The following is a 14,754-nucleotide window of genomic DNA, read 5'->3' as shown; positions in this document are numbered from 1 at the left end:
AGGTACGCATCACATGACATTGCAATATGAATATCAGTTGATGCCAGTATTTTCAATTTCCGTTATCAATATGCCTTGATACGATCCGCCGCGTCAAGAAGACATCACAAGGAAAGAACAAATGAAAGAGACAAGCCCCCTTCCCTCATTGCCCGCGCCTTCGGTCGCAGGCGAGCCCGAATGCATCTGGCCCGCCGGCGCCGAGCTCGGCGAGGGCACGCTCTGGTCGCAGCGCGAACAGGCGCTCTACTGGATCGACATCCTCACGCCGCGCCTGTTCTGGTTTCGCCCCGCCGACGGTGCACGACGGGCCTGGCAGTTCGACGAAGAGATCACCGCGATCTCCGAGCGCGCGACGGCACCGGGCCTGATCCTCACGCTGCGCCGCGGCTTCGCGCTCTTCGACACGACACAGCTGCCGGGTGCCGGCGCGAAGCCGCACTACCTGCACCAGCCCGAACCCGAGCGCACCGGCAACCGCTTCAACGACGGCAAGTGCGACAGCCGCGGCCGCTTCTGGGGCGGCAGCATGGACTTCGACTGCAAGGCTCCCACCGGCGCGCTCTACCGCTACGACGCCGACGGCCACTGCACGAAGCACGACGACGGCTTCGAAGTGACCAACGGCCCGACGTGGTCGGCCGACGGCCGCACCATGTATTTCAACAACACGGTGCTGAACAACCTGTACGCCTACGACTTCGACATGGAAGCGGGCACCGTGTCGAACCGGCGCGTGTGGCACCGCTTTCCGAAGCCCGATGGTCTGCCCGACGGCATGACCACCGACGCAGCCGGCCGGTTGTGGATCGCGCACTGGGGCGGCTCGTGCGTGACCTGCCATGACCCGGTGAGCGCAGCCGAGCTGTGCCGCATCGTGCTGCCCGCGAGCCACGTCACCGACTGCGCCTTCGGCGATGCCGACCTGCACACGCTCTACATCACGACCGCGCGCAACGGGCTCACGGCCGAACAGCAGGCGGCCGAGCCGCTGGCGGGGGGGTTGTTCAAGGTGCGCATCGACAGCCCGGGTGTGCCGGCGGCACTGTTCGCGGGCTAGTTCAGCCGATAACGCCGAAACGATGTTCCGTCGAACTGCGAAACACCTCCCCCGGCCGCAGCACCGTAGACGGAAAGCCCGGCTGGTTCGGTGAGTCGGGATAGTGCTGCGTCTCCAGGCACAGCCCATCTCCCTGCCGCAGGCTGGCACCCGCGCTGCCCATCAGGCTGCCGTCGAGAAAATTGCCTGAATAGAACTGCACCCCGGGCTCGCTGGTATGCACCTCCATGACGCGGCCCGTGGCCTCGTGCTCCAGCCGCGCCGCAAGCGCGAGGCCGCGATCGCCCTGCGCGCGGTCGAGCACCCAGTTGTGGTCATAGCCGTGTGCAAGCAGCAACTGTTCGTGGCCTTCGCGGATGCGCTCGCCAATATTGGTCGTAGTGCGAAAGTCGAACGGCGTCGAAGCCACATCGGCCAAGCCAGTCGGAATCAGCGTCGCATCCACCGGGCAGTAGCGGCTCGCAGGAATCATCAGCCGGTGGTCCATCACCGAGCCGCTGCCTGCGAGGTTGAAGTAGTCGTGGTGGCTCAGGTTCAGCACCGTGGGCTTGTCGGTCAGGGCGCTGTAGTCGATGCGCCATGTGTTGGCACTCGCGCTCAGCGTGTAGCGCACCGTCAGCTGTACCTCGCCGGGGTAGCCTTCTTCGCCGTCGACGCTGGTGTAGCGCAGCTCGATGGCGATGTCGTCGCCGGCCTCTTGCGCCGACAGCGGCACGATGTCCCAGAAGCGCGTGCCGAATCCCTTCGCGCCGCCGTGCAGCGAGTTGACGCCATCGTTCAGCCCCAGCTGATGCGCCTTGCCGTCGAGCGTGAAGCGCCCCGCCGCAATCCGGTTCGCATAGCGTCCGACGATGGTGCCGAAATGCGGATGCGGCTTGAGGTAGTCGGCGAGCGTCGGCAGGCCCAACACGATGTTCGCGCTGCGCCCATCGCGGTCGGGCACGCGCAGCGCGGTGACGATGCCGCCGAGGTTGATGGCGCTCAGGCTCAGGCCGCGGCCGTTGCCCAGGGTGTATTCGGTGACGGCGCGGCCGTCGGGCGTGCGGCCGAACTCGCGCGATGTGATGCTGCTGCTCATGTGTCTCCTGCCTGCCGGAATTGTTTAGGGGAACAACGCCTCGCGCGCGCACTGCGAAGCGGTGCGCAGCGCGATGCGGTCCTTGAGGTCATGGTAGTCGGGCGGCTCGGCGGCGTGCGTGCGCAGTTCGATGCGATGACCGGCCTTGGACACAGCGTCGGCAAAGCGCTCCTGCAGCGCGAAGGGCGTGTTCCTGTCGTCGCGGTTGCCGATCAGCACGATACGCCGTGCCGGGTCGCGCACGATGCCGCCCACGTGGTCCAGCGGGTCATAGAACTGCGCGCTGCCGGTGGTGTCGGTCCGGCCGTCTTTGGAGCGGCCCAGCAAGCGCGCGCGCTCCAGCAGGCCATAGGCACCCGAAGTCAGCACCGCGCAGGCCACGCGCGTGCGGCCCAGCGTGAGCAGCGCGGCGCCCGCGGTGGCACCGCCGCTGTGGCCGACGATGACGATGCGCTGCAGCCTGTGGCGCTGCATGAGTGCGTCGAGCGCGGCATCGAGCGCGTGGAACTCCACCAGCTGGCGGCGCTTGCGGTGGTCACCCGAAGAGCCGTACGTGCCGGGCCGCGCCACGAAGATCCACGGCACGCCCGCGCGGTCGCGGCTGCGCTGCGCATCGAGCATGCGCAGGTCTTCGGTGTTATCGGGAATGCGCGTGGGCGCCTGGTCCATCACGCTGTCGCGGTCGCCCGAGAACTGCACGATGGCGATGCGCGCGCCCTCGATGTCGTCGCTCGCGAAGTAGCGGATGCAGGCGGGGCCCTCTGGGGTCTGCACCCACAGGTAGCTGTTGCGGTCGGGGCAACCGGCGCGGTCGGCGGGCTGGTTCCAGTGCAGCACTTCGTCGTTGGCCGCGGCGAAGGGCCGCGGCACGTCGGGGCCGGTGCGCTGCGCGCAGGCTGCCTGCGCCAGCGCGAGCAGAACGAGGGCGCAGCGCGCATATCGACGGAAGAGGCTCGATGCAGTCATAGCCGTTGCAGCAGTGCGGGGATGCTACCGAAGTCGGATCGGTCGCGGTCGCCCTTCACCAGCACCAGGTCGCCGTCGCGCAAAAAGCCTTCGAGGTAGTTCGCGAGCTGCACGGCGTTGTCGAAGTGCGGGCCGAGCAGATCGGCGGGCACTTCCTCGCGCAGCCAGCGCATCTCTTCGCCGTGCGTCACGAGATGCTGGATGCCCGAGGCCAGCAGCGGCCCGGCCAGGCTGCGGTGCATGGCCTCGGCGTCGTTGTCGAGATTCACGATGCGCCCCAGCACGCCGATCTTGCGCATCACAGGGCCGCTGCTCTCCGCGCGCTGCCAGGTGCGGACGAACTCCATCGCGTTATGCATCGACATGACTTCGGCGTTCCAGCTGTCGTCGATCAGCGTGGCCTGCACGCCGGCCTGCGTGCGCAGCGCGCGCACCTGCATCACCGAGGCCGGCAGGCGCACGTGCGGCATGCGCGCGCAGGCGGCCTCGCCATCGAATCCCATGGCAAGCAGGGCCGCGAATGCGAGCGCCGAGTTGCGCACCAGCCCCGCGCTCTCGACCGGAAACAGGTACTCCAGCGTGCGCCCTGGCACGGCAATACGCACGCGGCAGCCGCCGCCGGGCTCGGGCCGGATGTCCACAATGCGCAAGTTGGCCTCGGGCCCGGCGCCGACCACCCAGACGGCGCCCGCCGTGCGCGCAGCCGCTGCCACCACCTGCTGCAGGCAGGGAATGTGATCGGGCACGATCGCCACGCCGCCAGGCTCCAGCCCCAGGAAGATGCGCGACTTGTATTCGGCCGTGAGTTCCAGCGTCGAGGCCTGGCGCGTCTGCGACAGGCCGATCTCGGTGATGAGTGCCACGTGCGGCCGCGCCACCAGCGAGATCGGGCCGCGGTCCATCCATAGCCCGCTCTGCGCCATCTCGAGGATGCACACGTCCACGTCGGGCCCGAGGTTGGCCAGCATGGCCGGCACGCCGACACGCGAGTTGTAGTTGTCGATGGTGGTGTGCACGCGCGCGCGCTCGGGCAGCAGGTCGCGCAGCATCGCGATGGTGGACGACTTGCCGACCGTGCCGGTCACGCCCACCACGAAGCCCTTGTAGCGCGACCGCGCGGCGGCGCCCATGGCGAGCATCGCAGCAATGGGATCGTCCACCTGCAGCAGCGGAAAGGCCGGGTCGAGCCCGTCCACCGCATGCGCGACCACGGCGCCGGCCAGCTCGGAGTGCAGGCGGGGCAATTCGAGGTGGCGGTCCCAGTTGTCGGTGCGCGGCTTGCTGTAGCTCTCGTGCACGGCCAGTGTGCGGTAGTCGGAGGCGACGAAGAGCGAGGGCTTCGGCAGCAGCTCCATGTGGACCGGGCCGCGCACCACCGAGTTGGCGAACCAGCCCGGCGGCGGCTCGACGAGCCATCGGCCGCGCGTGGCCTTTTGCAGTTGCTCGGCGGTCCACACGGGCGCGGGATCGGGGCCCGCGCCGGGGCGGTCGGCCATGAGCACTGGCGCGGCGCGTTCCGGCAGCGGCGTGGGAGCGTCCGGCACGCGCAGGCCGCACCACAGCGCGAGACGGCGCGCGGGTGGCAGGTCAGGCAGTGCGCCGCGCACGCTCACTTCGAGCTGCAGAACGTCGCTTTCCAGCAGGCCGCCGCGCGGCGGGCGCAGGCCGTAGCGGTCGCGGTAGATGCGGCCGGGCTCCCAGCGGCTGGTAGGCCACATCCAGTCGCAGGGGTCGTGGTCCATGCTCTCGCCCCAGGGCGGCATGCGGGTGCTGCGCATCGGCATCGCGCGGAAGTACAGGCGCAAGTCGACTGCGACGGGCTCGTCAGCGGTCCAGAAAGATTCGACCCACAGCATGCGGCGCCCGACGATCTGCCGCGGCGTGCAGCGCAGGCCCACAAGGCGCAGCGGGCCGATCTGCAGTGGCGTGATGCGCGCGTCGTCGGGCACGGCGTCGACCAGCCATTCCGGCCGCGGCGCCTGGACCGGGCCGACGACGGGCGACTGGCGGAAAGCTGGTGCGGCCGCAGAGGCCAAGTCGGGCCGAAAGGCAGGCCGCTCGGGCGGCGACAGTCGCACCGCGCAACGGCCGCCAGACACCAGAACCATTTCCGTCCCGAGCGCGCGGCATTGCGCCGCAAAGCGTTCGCTCAAGGCCTGCGCCTTGTCGCCTTCGAGCTGCCTCGAGAAACCGAAGCCGACGCCAATGGGTGTGAACATCACCTCCTCGACACCGCGCGGCCCCAGCGTCAGCGAGAACACGCCCGAGTCGCCGAAGTCGTTGCGCACCGAGTCGAACAGCAGGTCGCCGGCGTCGTGCAGGATCGGCCGGCCGCGATAGATCTCAATGCCCTGCAGCACATGCGCCGAAGTACCGAGGATCGCGTCCGCGCCGGCATCGACGATGGCATGGCCGACTTCGATCTCGGCCTGCGTGGGTTCGGTCTCGAGGTTGGCGCCCCAGTGCACAGCCACCAGCACTACATCGGCCTCGCGGCGCGCGGCCTCGATGCGCGGCGCGAGCGTGGCGGTCCACTCGGCAGGGTCGTCCAGCGACAGCCAGGCGGCGCCCGCACGCTCGGCGGTGGCGGCAAATTCGGGCTGCGTGGCGTCGAGCGAGAACAGCGCCACGCGCACGCCGCCCGCGCGCCGGAACGCCGGGCGCAACGCGGCCTCTGGCGTACGGCCGGTGCCGGCGTGGGCGATACCCGCCGCGTCCAGCAGGCCCTGCTGTTCCATGAGCGCATCGGGGCCGTAGTCGCCGCTGTGGTTGTTGGCGGTGGTGACCATGCCGATGCCGGCCTCGGTCAGCACCGCGAGCATTTCGGGGCGGGCGCGGTAGTAGTAGGGAGCCGTCTCGTCCTTGTCGACGCCCTGCTCGCCGATGGTGGCAACCACGCACTCGAGGTTCGCGATGCGCAGGTCGGCTTCGCGCAGCGCGGCGATGTCGCCGAGCATCTTTTTCGCGCCGCCGAGTTCGTGCAGCCGGTAGTGCTGGCGGCGCGAGAGATTCACGTCACCGCCCCAGGCAACGACACCGGTAGCTGTCGGCGCCTGCGCGCTCTGCTGCGCCTCGCGCTCCTTCAGCATCCGGTGATACGCCACGTACCCCGAGAGGTAGTGCTCCACGTCGTCGATGCGCACGCGAAAGCTGTGGTGCTTGATGAAGAACGAGCCGGCGATGCGCGCCGGATTGCGGAAGAACATCGCCAGCTCGGGCCAGAAGTGGCCGTTGGCGAGGTAGCGCGCGCGGTATGCCAGCGCACGGTCGAACTTGTCGCGGTCGAGCCCGGCCAGCAGCGGGCGCAATGCGGGATCGGCTTCGAGCCGCAGCACCATGTCGCGCGCGGCCATCATCAGTTCGAGCAGCGTGGGAAAGGTGGTGATGCGCTCCAGCACGAAGTCGAGATAGCCCGCCACGTTCTGCAGGCCGAACTGGTAGTAGCGCGTCTCGGGCCGGTAGCGCGTGAGCTCGTTGACGCAGTAGCTCAACCAGTGGTCGTGCGCGCGCCAGTGCTCGGCGGCAATGAAATGATCGAAGGCTTTCTCGACGACCGCGAGCCAGCGTTCATCGCGCGTGAGGCCGTACAGCCGCATCAGGCCGAAAGCGGCCTCGCCGTCGTAGTAGATGACGCGGAACCTGTCCTTCACGTCGAGCGCGGGCGCATTCAGCACGTGCACGAAGCTGCCCGTCTCCGCGTCCTGCATGTGGCGGATGCCGAGCGCGAGCTGCTCCAGCAGCGGCAGGTATTTCCTGTCGCCGGTGAGCTCGGTGTACTTGACCAGCGCGAGCAGGCACACGGCGTTGCCGCCGAGCTTGATCTCGCTGCCGATGTCCAGCAGGTAGGCGGCGCGTGTGCCGTCCGGCAGATGGGCCGGGCGGATCAGCGTGCCGGTGAGGAAGGCCAGCGAGCGGTCGATGGCGGCCTTGAGCGTGTCGCTGCGCGTGAGCTCCCACGCTTCCAGCATCGCGTAGGTGGAGCTGGCGTGGCGCAGCGTGTTGTAGGTGGGGATAGCGCGGTCGAAGCAGGGAAACCAGCCGTAGTGGAACTCGCCCGTTGGCTTGACCTGCTCGGCGAGGTAGTTGCTTGCGTTGTCTACCAGCGCATGGACTTGCTGCGCGTTCCATTCGCTCAGTTCACGAAAGCCGGCCGCCTGGCCTTCGGCGGTGATGGGCCATGCGCCCTTTGCATCCACGTACACGGCCCGCGTGGTGAAGCACCAGACGGGCGCTGCGTCGTCAGTCGGAAAGTCGATCTCGCGGCCGAAGCGCCGCTTGCAGTGCAGGCGCAGGTTGCCGGTGTTGGGCTCGGAATGCTCCACGTCGCCGTTGTAGAGGATCGCGCTGCCGTGCATTTCCTGCGCGAGCAGCGCGAACTCGAAGCGCGCGTCGAATGCGATGCCCTCGTTGAAGTAGTTGCGCTTGGTTTTGGCGAGCTTCGCCTTCAGCGCGGCCCAGCTCATGGGCGTGACCTTGTCGACCACCTCGGCGCGCAGGCGCTGTGGTGCCTGGCCGGTGCGCCTGGCTTTCTCGGCGGCGGCGCGCCATGCGGCGTCGATGTCGGCGCCGCGCCCCGAGACCACGCGGGCCCGGCTGTCGTCTTCACCAGTGGCAAGGAACACCACGCACCCTGCTTCGCCGGTGGCGGGCGTTGCCGCGGGCAGCACACCCGCCGGGTCCGCCAGGGCTTGTCTGGCGCGATTCAACAGATCGGCAAGAAAATTCTTCGAGTCGTTATTCATGCAGCCGCGAATGATGACAGGCCCAAGCGTGGCCTGCCATCCCGGCAATCCATGGAAACCGACTGCAAGCCGGCCCCGATCTGACGACCGTCAGCTGACCGCCGACTGACCGCGCGGCTACAGCCGCAGCAGCTCGACGCGACGGTTCTTCGCGCGGCCTTCTTCGTTGGTGTTCGGCGCCACCGGCTCCTTGGAACCGGCGCCGCGCGAAGTGAAGCGCCGCGCATCGAGCCCCGTCTTTGCAAGCGCCGCAATCACCGACACGCTGCGCCGGCGCGAGAGGTCGGCGTTGTGCGGCTCTTCGCCCTGCGCGTCGGTGTGGCCCACCACCTGCACGCGCAGTTGCGGGTTGCTGCGCATGAGCTTGGCGATCTCGTCGAGCGTGGGCTGCGAGTCGGGTTTGATGCTGTCCTTGTCGAGGTCGAAGTGAATGCCGTAGAGGCTGATGCGGCCGTTCTCCGCCAGCCCCTTCTGCATGGCCGTGGCATCGACGAAGACGATCTTGTCGCTCTCCATCGCCTTGCTCTCGACCACGCGCACAAAGGCGAAGTTGCCGCGGCTGTTGCCTTCGGCGAGCGCGATGCTGGCGTAGACCTTGCCGTTGGGGCCGTCATATTGCGCGAGCAGGTAGCGGCCGCTGTTGTCGAAATAGTTGCTCACGAACTGGCGCCCGCGGCCGATCATCGGCCACTCGGGCGTGTCGATGGTGTTGGCCAGCACCGAGACGTCGGTGAACGGCGTTTCGCGGTCGGGGTCTTTCTTGTAGCAGCTGCTGTCGGTGGTGGTGCACGCGAACAGTGTCTGGAAGCCCTTGGCCTTCAGGCCAGCCTCGTAGTTGCGTTGCACTTCGAGCAGCGAGCGACCATCGGGCAGGCGGTAGTAGTAGAGCGAGACCTTGCCCGCGACTTGCAGCAGGCGCGGCTTGGGCACGGGGTCGCCCCAGTTCTGGATCGGTTCGCGCAGCAGGCCGGATTCGTCGTAGTCCTTGCTCTGGAAGGCGTCCATCACCGAGCCTTCGTAGCGCCCGACCAGCGGATGGTCTTTGGCAGGCTCGGCGGCCGATGTGACGGTGGCGGCCGCGAGCAGCGCGGCACACACCAGTAGTTGTTGCAGGCGCCGGCCGAAGTTGGGCCGGAACGCGGGGAGTGAATGAGCCATTGTGGTTGTCCGTTTTCCATGCGAATCGCGCCTCGGATGAGGCGCGATTCGAAGGTATCGGCGGCTCGTTGTGCGGGCAATAAGCCGTTTGGCATGCCTGTTAAGAAGAAGCTTTTAAGAATGAGCACTGGGTGGTGAAAATTTGTCCCTGCTCGCTGAACGATCACGCCGATGGGGTGCCTTGCGCAGCGAAATAAAGGAGGAGGCCGAAGGCCGGGGGACATTCGCGGAGCAAGGTACCCCGTCGGCGTGATCGCGCCCCGAACGAGCCACGCCAACACTTCAAGCCCACGCCTCCATCACCGCACTGCGCACGGCATCAACCGCCACAGGCCGCTTGCCCTCTGCCGGCGCAACCCAACACAGCCACGTGTGCGAACGCCATCCGTTCCAGATCGCGAGTTCGCCATTACGCTCGCCCTGCTCTGCCTGATCGAGCCGCATCAGGCCCGCGCCCATGCCGCTTGCGACCATGCTGCGGATGGCGCTCTCGCCATCGGCCGTGCGGCCCTGGCGGTATTCACGGCCTGCGCCGGCGAACAGCTTTTCGAGGTGCACGCGCAGGATGCACGAAGGCGGCGTGCCCACCCATGGCAGGTTCGTAAGCTGGTCCAGCGAGAGGTCGGGATGCGCTTCGGCCACCGGCAGCGGCAGGGTCACGACGAGGTCGATCGCGCCGAGGCGGTGCAGCTCCAGCCCATCGATCTGCTCGCCGTCGCTGAGAACGTAAGCGCAGTCGAGATCGCCGCGCTGCACTGCCGACAGCGTTTCGTACGACAGGCCCTGCTTCAGCTGCAGCGCGACCTGCGGATGGCGCTCCGCCAGCTTCACCAGCACCTCGCCGAGCCGCAGCGCCACCGGATCGACCACGGTGCCGAAGCGCACCACGCCCTGCGCCGCACCGCGCAGCTGGTCGGCCGCCGAGCGCATGCGCGATGCGGAGGCCAGCGTGCGCTCGGCCTCTTCCAGCAGGCTGAGGCCGGCCTCGGTAGGCGACATGCCCTTCGGCGTGCGCTCGAACAGCTTCACGCCGAGCTCGTCTTCCAGCGCCTTGAGCTGTGCGCTCACCGCCGGTGCGCTGGTGAACACGCGCTCGGCGGCGCGGGTCAGGCTGCCTTCCTTGGCGATGGCGACGAAGGTCTTGAGTTGGTAGAGCTCCATGGGAGCGGATTGTGAGCTTGGCGGCCGCTTCAGTCTGTTCGCTTTTTTGGAGACCCCTGTCCAAAGAAGCGAATGGCATTTGCGGGCCCCAGCACCGATTCTTGGGGCATTGATTCATTGCAAGAAAAGGCTTCCCCATGTCCCATCGCCAACGCCTGCTCGGCATCGCCGCGCTGCTGCTCGCCACCTCCGGGTGGGGCGGCATGTTCCTGGTCAGCAAGGGCGTGCTGCACCACGTCGAGCCGGCGTGGTTCACGCTCATCCGCTACAGCATGTCCGCACTGCTGTTCGTGCTGCTGATCGTTCCGCGCGGCGCGGCGCCGTGGCGCAAGCTGCGCCAGCATGCCGGGCCGCTGGCAGTGCGCGGGTTCGCAGGCTTCGGCATCTTCAGCGTGATGCTGCTGGCGGGCCTGGCGCACTCGGTGCCCTCGCACGGCGCGGTGATCATGGCGACCACGCCCATGACCACGCAGCTGCTGCGCTGGGCGCTCGACGGCGTGCGGCCGAGCCACTCCACGCTGCTGACCACGGCGCTGTCGCTGCTGGGCGTGGCCATCGTGTCAGGGCTGCTGTTCGGCGCCGGGGCTTCGGGCGAATCGACGCTCTTCGGCGACGCGGTGGCCTTCGTCGGAACGCTGGGCTGGGTCTGGTACACGCGCGGCGCCGCGCGCTTTCCGGAACTCGATGTGATCGAGTACACGGCGCTCACGGTGCTGGCCTCGTGGCCGCTGCTGCTGGCCATGGCTCTGGTCGGCACGCTGCTGGGCTGGGCGCATGCGCCCAGCATGGAAGGACTGCGGCTGTCGTGGCAGGCATTGCTCTACGTCGGCCTGGTGTCTTCGGCCATCGCGGTGCTGGCTTTCAACTACGGCGTGCGCACGCTGGGCGCGGTGACGGGCACGGCCTTCATCAACTTCGTGCCGGTGTCGGCGCTGCTGATGAGCGCGGCGCTGGGCAGGCTGCCCACGGTGAACGAGGCGGTGGGCATGGCGATGGTGGTCGGCGCGCTGCTGATCCATACCGCCCTGAGCCGCAAGGCTTCCGCGCCGGTCCCGGCACCGATCGCGAAGACCCCGCAGAATTCGCGCAACTACAGCCCCTGTGGAGCCGCATCGTCATGAGCACCAGCACGCCCCGTCTCTTCGAGCCCCTGCGGCTCGGCCCCCTGCAGATCGACAACCGCATCGTCATCGCGCCGATGTGCCAGTACTCCGCCGTCGACGGCACGCCGGGCGACTGGCACCTGATCCACCTGGGCCATCTTGCGCTCTCGGGAGCGGGGCTGCTGATCCTTGAAGCGACGGCGGTGGAAGCCGAGGGGCGCATCTCGCCCGGCGATCTCGGGCTGTATTCCGATGCCAATGAAGAAGGCTTGGCGCGCGTGCTGCATGCGATGCGTGCGCACTCGCCCATCAAGGTCGCGATGCAACTGGGCCACGCCGGGCGCAAGGCATCGAGCCGTGCGCCATGGGAAGGCGGCAAGCAGATCCGGCCGGACGAGCCCGGCGGCTGGAAGGCGTATGCGCCCTCGGCCGTACCCCATGCGCCCACCGAAGACCCGCCCATCGCGCTCGATGCCGCAGGGCTCGCCCGCATCCGCAACGCCTTCGTCGAAGCCGCACGGCGCGCGGCGCGGCTGGGCCTCGATGGCCTGGAGATCCATGCGGCGCATGGTTACCTGCTGCACCAGTTCCTCTCGCCGCTGGCCAATCACCGGGAGGACGAATACGGTGGCAGCCTCGAGAACCGCATGCGCTTTCCGCTCGAGGTGTTCGATGCAGTGCGCGAAGTCTTCCCCGCCGACAAGCCGGTGTGGGTGCGCGTCTCGGCCATCGACTGGGTGCCGGGCGGCTGGGACCTCGACGGCACCGTCGCCTTTGCCAAGGCGCTCGAAGCGCGCGGCTGCGCGGCCATCCATGTATCGAGCGGCGGCGTGTCGCCGAAGCAGGCCATCGCGCTCGGCGCGGGCTACCAGGTGCCGTTTGCCGAGCGCGTGAAGTCGGAGGTCGGCATGCCGGTCATTGCCGTGGGGCTCATCACCGAGCCGCGGCAGGCGGAGGAAATCATTGCCAAGGGGCAGGCCGATGCGGTGTCGCTCGCACGCGCGATCCTGTACGACCCGCGCTGGCCGTGGCATGCCGCCGCCGAACTGGGCGCGCAGGTAAAAGCGCCGCATCAGTACTGGCGCTCGCAGCCGCGCGAGTTCAAGGATCTGTTCGAGAACGCGGCGTTCGGGGCGCGCTAGCAGGCTGCAGGCCGCGCAGCCTCCGCGCGGTGGCGTGCTACTTGCATGGTGTCCCGCGCCATGCCCGCCACGCTCCTGACCCCGCCGGTGCCGCTGAATCTGCGGCAGATCGAAGTCTTCCACGCCATCATGATCGCCGGCACCCTCAGCGGGGCGGCACGCATGCTGTGCGTTTCCCAGCCGGCCGTCAGCCGCGTGCTGGCCACAACGGAGAGCCGGCTGCGCATGCTGATGTTCGAGCGCGTGCGCGGGCGCCTGCAGCCCACGCCCGAGGCGCGCCGCCTGTTCTCGGAGGTGGAAAGCATCCTGGAAGGCGTGCGTCGCTTCAATGCACTGGCGGCCGACCTGGTCGGCGGTTCGCAGGGCGAGCTGTCATTGGTCTCCAGCCCCAGCTTCAGCGAGTGGCTGATACCGGTGGCGATCAAGCGCTTCCGGGCCCGCTATCCGGGCGTGCGCATCAAGTACAGGCCATTGCCGTTCGACCAGTTGCTGCCGCATGTGCTGCTGGGGCACGCGGACCTGGCGATCTCCTCGATGCCGCCGCCGGCCAGTGCCAACGCGGCATCGCGGGCGATCGGCCACAGCTTCATCGAGTGCGCGGTGCCCGAGCGTCATCCGCTGGCGCAGGCCGAGGCAATCAGCGCAACCGACCTGCTGGGCCAGACCTTCATCGGCTACGGGCGCGATACGCCCTTCGGCCGGCTCACGGCCGACTTCCTCGCCGCGTCGGGCCTGCCCTTGCGCGCCGACGTCGAGATCCGCTCCACGCCCGAGGCGATGGCGCTGGTGCGTGAAGGCGTCGGCGTGGCGCTGATCGAGGCCTTCGGTGCGCGGCGCTCGGTGATGACGGATGGCGTGGTGCTCAAGCCGCTCTCGCCCACGCTTGCGCACCGCATCTACCTGATCCACACCAACGTCAGCCCGCTGTCGGCCATGGCCAAGGAATTCCTGACCGTCTTCAAGCGGCTGCTGAAGCAGGAGGGGCGCGACAGTGCGCTCGCCCTCACGCTGCCGGAGCACCCGGGCGAGGATGCGCCCGTGCGTGCGCCTGGCCCCTGAGCCGGGCGATTCGTTGCGCGCCATTGACAGCGCGGGCCGGACGTCCATCACCTTTTGTCCCCAGGGCATAACGCGCGGTTATCGACGAGCGGGTCGGGGCGCCTTGGGCGCCACGAGTTTTGTGTTTGAAATCAATCACTTGCGGCAGATCCGAAGCATGCCCTCGCGGCCTGCCGGGGCGGTTCAGGCGCAGTTGGCCGCAGGGGCGGCGGGCCAGATCATTTGGCTCAGACCAACTTTTCTGCCGCCATGAACCGCTTGATCACCGTCGCCGCCGCCCAGCTCGGGCCCATCCAGAAAGCCGAAGGCCGCGATGCCGCCGTGGCCCGCATGGTGCGCCTGCTGGAGCGCGCGCATCAGCGCGGCGCCAATGTCGTGGTGTTTCCCGAGCTGGCGCTGACCACTTTCTTTCCGCGCTGGTACGTCGAGAACCTCGACGAGGCCGACGCGTGGTACGAGGAGGCGCTGCCCTCGCCCACCACGCAGCCGCTCTTCGATGCCATCCGCCGTTACGGGCTGACCTGCTACCTGGGCTACGCCGAGATCGCCCACGAGGCCGATGAGACCGGCGTGGTGCGCAAGCGGCGCTTCAACACCTCGGTGGTGATCGCGCCTTCGGGCGAGATCGTGCTCAAGTACCGCAAGGTGCACCTGCCGGGGCACAAGGAGTTCTCCACCATCCGCAAGGTGCAGCACCTGGAAAAGCGCTACTTCGAGGTGGGCAATCTGGGCTTCCCGGTCGTGCGCGCGCCTGTGGGCCAGGTCGATGGCGTGAACCTGGGCATGCTGATCTGCAACGACCGGCGCTGGCCCGAATCGTGGCGCGAGCTCGGCCTGCAGCAGGTCGAGCTGGTCATGCTGGGCTACAACACGCCGGCGGTGAACCAGGAAAACCGCGGCTTCGAGGCGCACCACCTGCGCAACTTCCACTCGCAGCTTTCCATCCAGGCCGGGTGCTACCAGAACGCCACTTTCGGCGTGGGCGTGGCCAAGGCCGGCAACGAGGACGGCTTCGAGCTGATGGGCCACTCCATCATCGTGAACCCCCAGGGCGAGATCATGGCCATGGCCACCAGCTGGGACGACGAGCTGGTGGTGGCCGACTGCAACCTGGACATGTGCCAGTTGGGCCGCAACACCATCTTCAACTTCGCCCAGCACCGCCGCCTGGAGGCCTACACCCGCCTCACCAGCCAGACCGGCAGCACCGAGCCCCCCGTGTGGCAACCGGCGTGAAGGAGGCCTGCGCGATGACGAGCACCTCCTCCACTTCTTCTGCCGCGGC

Annotated in this window: 10 protein-coding genes; 5 read left to right on the top strand and 5 right to left on the bottom strand. The window is 68.2% G+C overall.

Annotation, left to right across the window (positions count from 1 at the left end):
- The first annotated feature begins 121 nt into the window (after nucleotides 1-121).
- Entirely contained in the window at nucleotides 122-1,060 is a 939-nt protein-coding gene (locus ACTG4X_RS07260; RefSeq protein WP_440533527.1) for an SMP-30/gluconolactonase/LRE family protein, read from the top strand.
- A 1-nt stretch (nucleotide 1,061) separates the two neighbouring features.
- Here ACTG4X_RS07260 and ACTG4X_RS07255 read toward each other — a convergent pair whose 3' ends face one another.
- From ACTG4X_RS07255 to ACTG4X_RS07235, 5 genes are all read right to left on the bottom strand, one after another.
- Nucleotides 1,062-2,138 carry an aldose epimerase family protein gene (locus tag ACTG4X_RS07255; RefSeq protein ID WP_354339131.1) on the bottom strand — a complete coding sequence of 359 codons (1,077 nt, stop codon included), beginning with the start codon at nucleotides 2,136-2,138 and terminating at the stop codon, nucleotides 1,062-1,064.
- 24 nt (nucleotides 2,139-2,162) lie between these two features.
- Complete coding sequence (locus ACTG4X_RS07250; protein ID WP_097200047.1) at nucleotides 2,163-3,104, bottom strand: alpha/beta hydrolase family protein; 942 nt, start codon at nucleotides 3,102-3,104, stop codon at nucleotides 2,163-2,165.
- On the bottom strand, nucleotides 3,101-7,846 hold the full coding sequence (locus ACTG4X_RS07245) for a CapA family protein (RefSeq protein WP_440533526.1): 4,746 nt from the start codon (nucleotides 7,844-7,846) through the stop codon (nucleotides 3,101-3,103). Before ACTG4X_RS07245 ends, ACTG4X_RS07250 begins: the two co-directional genes overlap by 4 nt.
- A 117-nt stretch (nucleotides 7,847-7,963) precedes the next feature.
- Nucleotides 7,964-9,004, bottom strand: a complete 1,041-nt coding sequence (locus ACTG4X_RS07240) for an OmpA family protein (protein WP_440533525.1) — start codon at nucleotides 9,002-9,004, stop codon at nucleotides 7,964-7,966.
- Between the two features lie 282 nt (nucleotides 9,005-9,286).
- Entirely contained in the window at nucleotides 9,287-10,165 is an 879-nt protein-coding gene (locus tag ACTG4X_RS07235) for a LysR family transcriptional regulator (protein ID WP_440533524.1), read from the bottom strand.
- A 137-nt stretch (nucleotides 10,166-10,302) separates the two neighbouring features.
- Here ACTG4X_RS07235 and ACTG4X_RS07230 point away from each other — a divergent pair, with 137 nt between their 5' ends.
- The 4 genes from ACTG4X_RS07230 (at nucleotide 10,303) to ACTG4X_RS07215 (ending at nucleotide 14,705) form a co-directional block, all read left to right on the top strand.
- Entirely contained in the window at nucleotides 10,303-11,286 is a 984-nt protein-coding gene (locus ACTG4X_RS07230; RefSeq protein WP_440533523.1) for a DMT family transporter, read from the top strand.
- The gene (locus ACTG4X_RS07225; RefSeq protein ID WP_440533522.1) at nucleotides 11,283-12,410 is read left to right on the top strand and encodes an NADH:flavin oxidoreductase/NADH oxidase; all 1,128 of its coding nucleotides are present in this window, start codon (nucleotides 11,283-11,285) and stop codon (nucleotides 12,408-12,410) included. Before ACTG4X_RS07230 ends, ACTG4X_RS07225 begins: the two co-directional genes overlap by 4 nt.
- A 60-nt stretch (nucleotides 12,411-12,470) precedes the next feature.
- The gene (locus ACTG4X_RS07220) at nucleotides 12,471-13,469 is read left to right on the top strand and encodes a LysR substrate-binding domain-containing protein (RefSeq protein WP_440533521.1); all 999 of its coding nucleotides are present in this window, start codon (nucleotides 12,471-12,473) and stop codon (nucleotides 13,467-13,469) included.
- Nucleotides 13,470-13,718: 249 nt separating this feature from the next.
- Complete coding sequence (locus ACTG4X_RS07215; RefSeq protein ID WP_440533520.1) at nucleotides 13,719-14,705, top strand: N-carbamoyl-D-amino-acid hydrolase; 987 nt, start codon at nucleotides 13,719-13,721, stop codon at nucleotides 14,703-14,705.
- Nucleotides 14,706-14,754 lie beyond the last annotated feature (49 nt).

The organism is Variovorax sp. YR566, assembly GCF_051992195.1.
In the GTDB taxonomy this organism is placed as follows: domain Bacteria; phylum Pseudomonadota; class Gammaproteobacteria; order Burkholderiales; family Burkholderiaceae_C; genus Variovorax.
This window is presented reverse-complemented; position numbering and strand designations above follow the sequence as displayed.

Bases quoted from the DNA above. Each gene is read 5' to 3' on its own strand.
- ACTG4X_RS07240 (WP_440533525.1), bottom strand. From the start codon at position 9,004: ATGGCTCATTCACTCCCCGCGTTCCGGCCCAACTTCGGCCGGCGCCTG.
- ACTG4X_RS07245 (WP_440533526.1), bottom strand. From the start codon at position 7,846: ATGAATAACGACTCGAAGAATTTTCTTGCCGATCTGTTGAATCGCGCC.
- ACTG4X_RS07235 (WP_440533524.1), bottom strand. From the start codon at position 10,165: ATGGAGCTCTACCAACTCAAGACCTTCGTCGCCATCGCCAAGGAAGGC.
- ACTG4X_RS07215 (WP_440533520.1), top strand. From the start codon at position 13,719: ATGAACCGCTTGATCACCGTCGCCGCCGCCCAGCTCGGGCCCATCCAG.
- ACTG4X_RS07250 (WP_097200047.1), bottom strand. From the start codon at position 3,104: ATGACTGCATCGAGCCTCTTCCGTCGATATGCGCGCTGCGCCCTCGTT.
- ACTG4X_RS07225 (WP_440533522.1), top strand. From the start codon at position 11,283: ATGAGCACCAGCACGCCCCGTCTCTTCGAGCCCCTGCGGCTCGGCCCC.
- ACTG4X_RS07230 (WP_440533523.1), top strand. From the start codon at position 10,303: ATGTCCCATCGCCAACGCCTGCTCGGCATCGCCGCGCTGCTGCTCGCC.
- ACTG4X_RS07260 (WP_440533527.1), top strand. From the start codon at position 122: ATGAAAGAGACAAGCCCCCTTCCCTCATTGCCCGCGCCTTCGGTCGCA.
- ACTG4X_RS07220 (WP_440533521.1), top strand. From the start codon at position 12,471: ATGCCCGCCACGCTCCTGACCCCGCCGGTGCCGCTGAATCTGCGGCAG.
- ACTG4X_RS07255 (WP_354339131.1), bottom strand. From the start codon at position 2,138: ATGAGCAGCAGCATCACATCGCGCGAGTTCGGCCGCACGCCCGACGGC.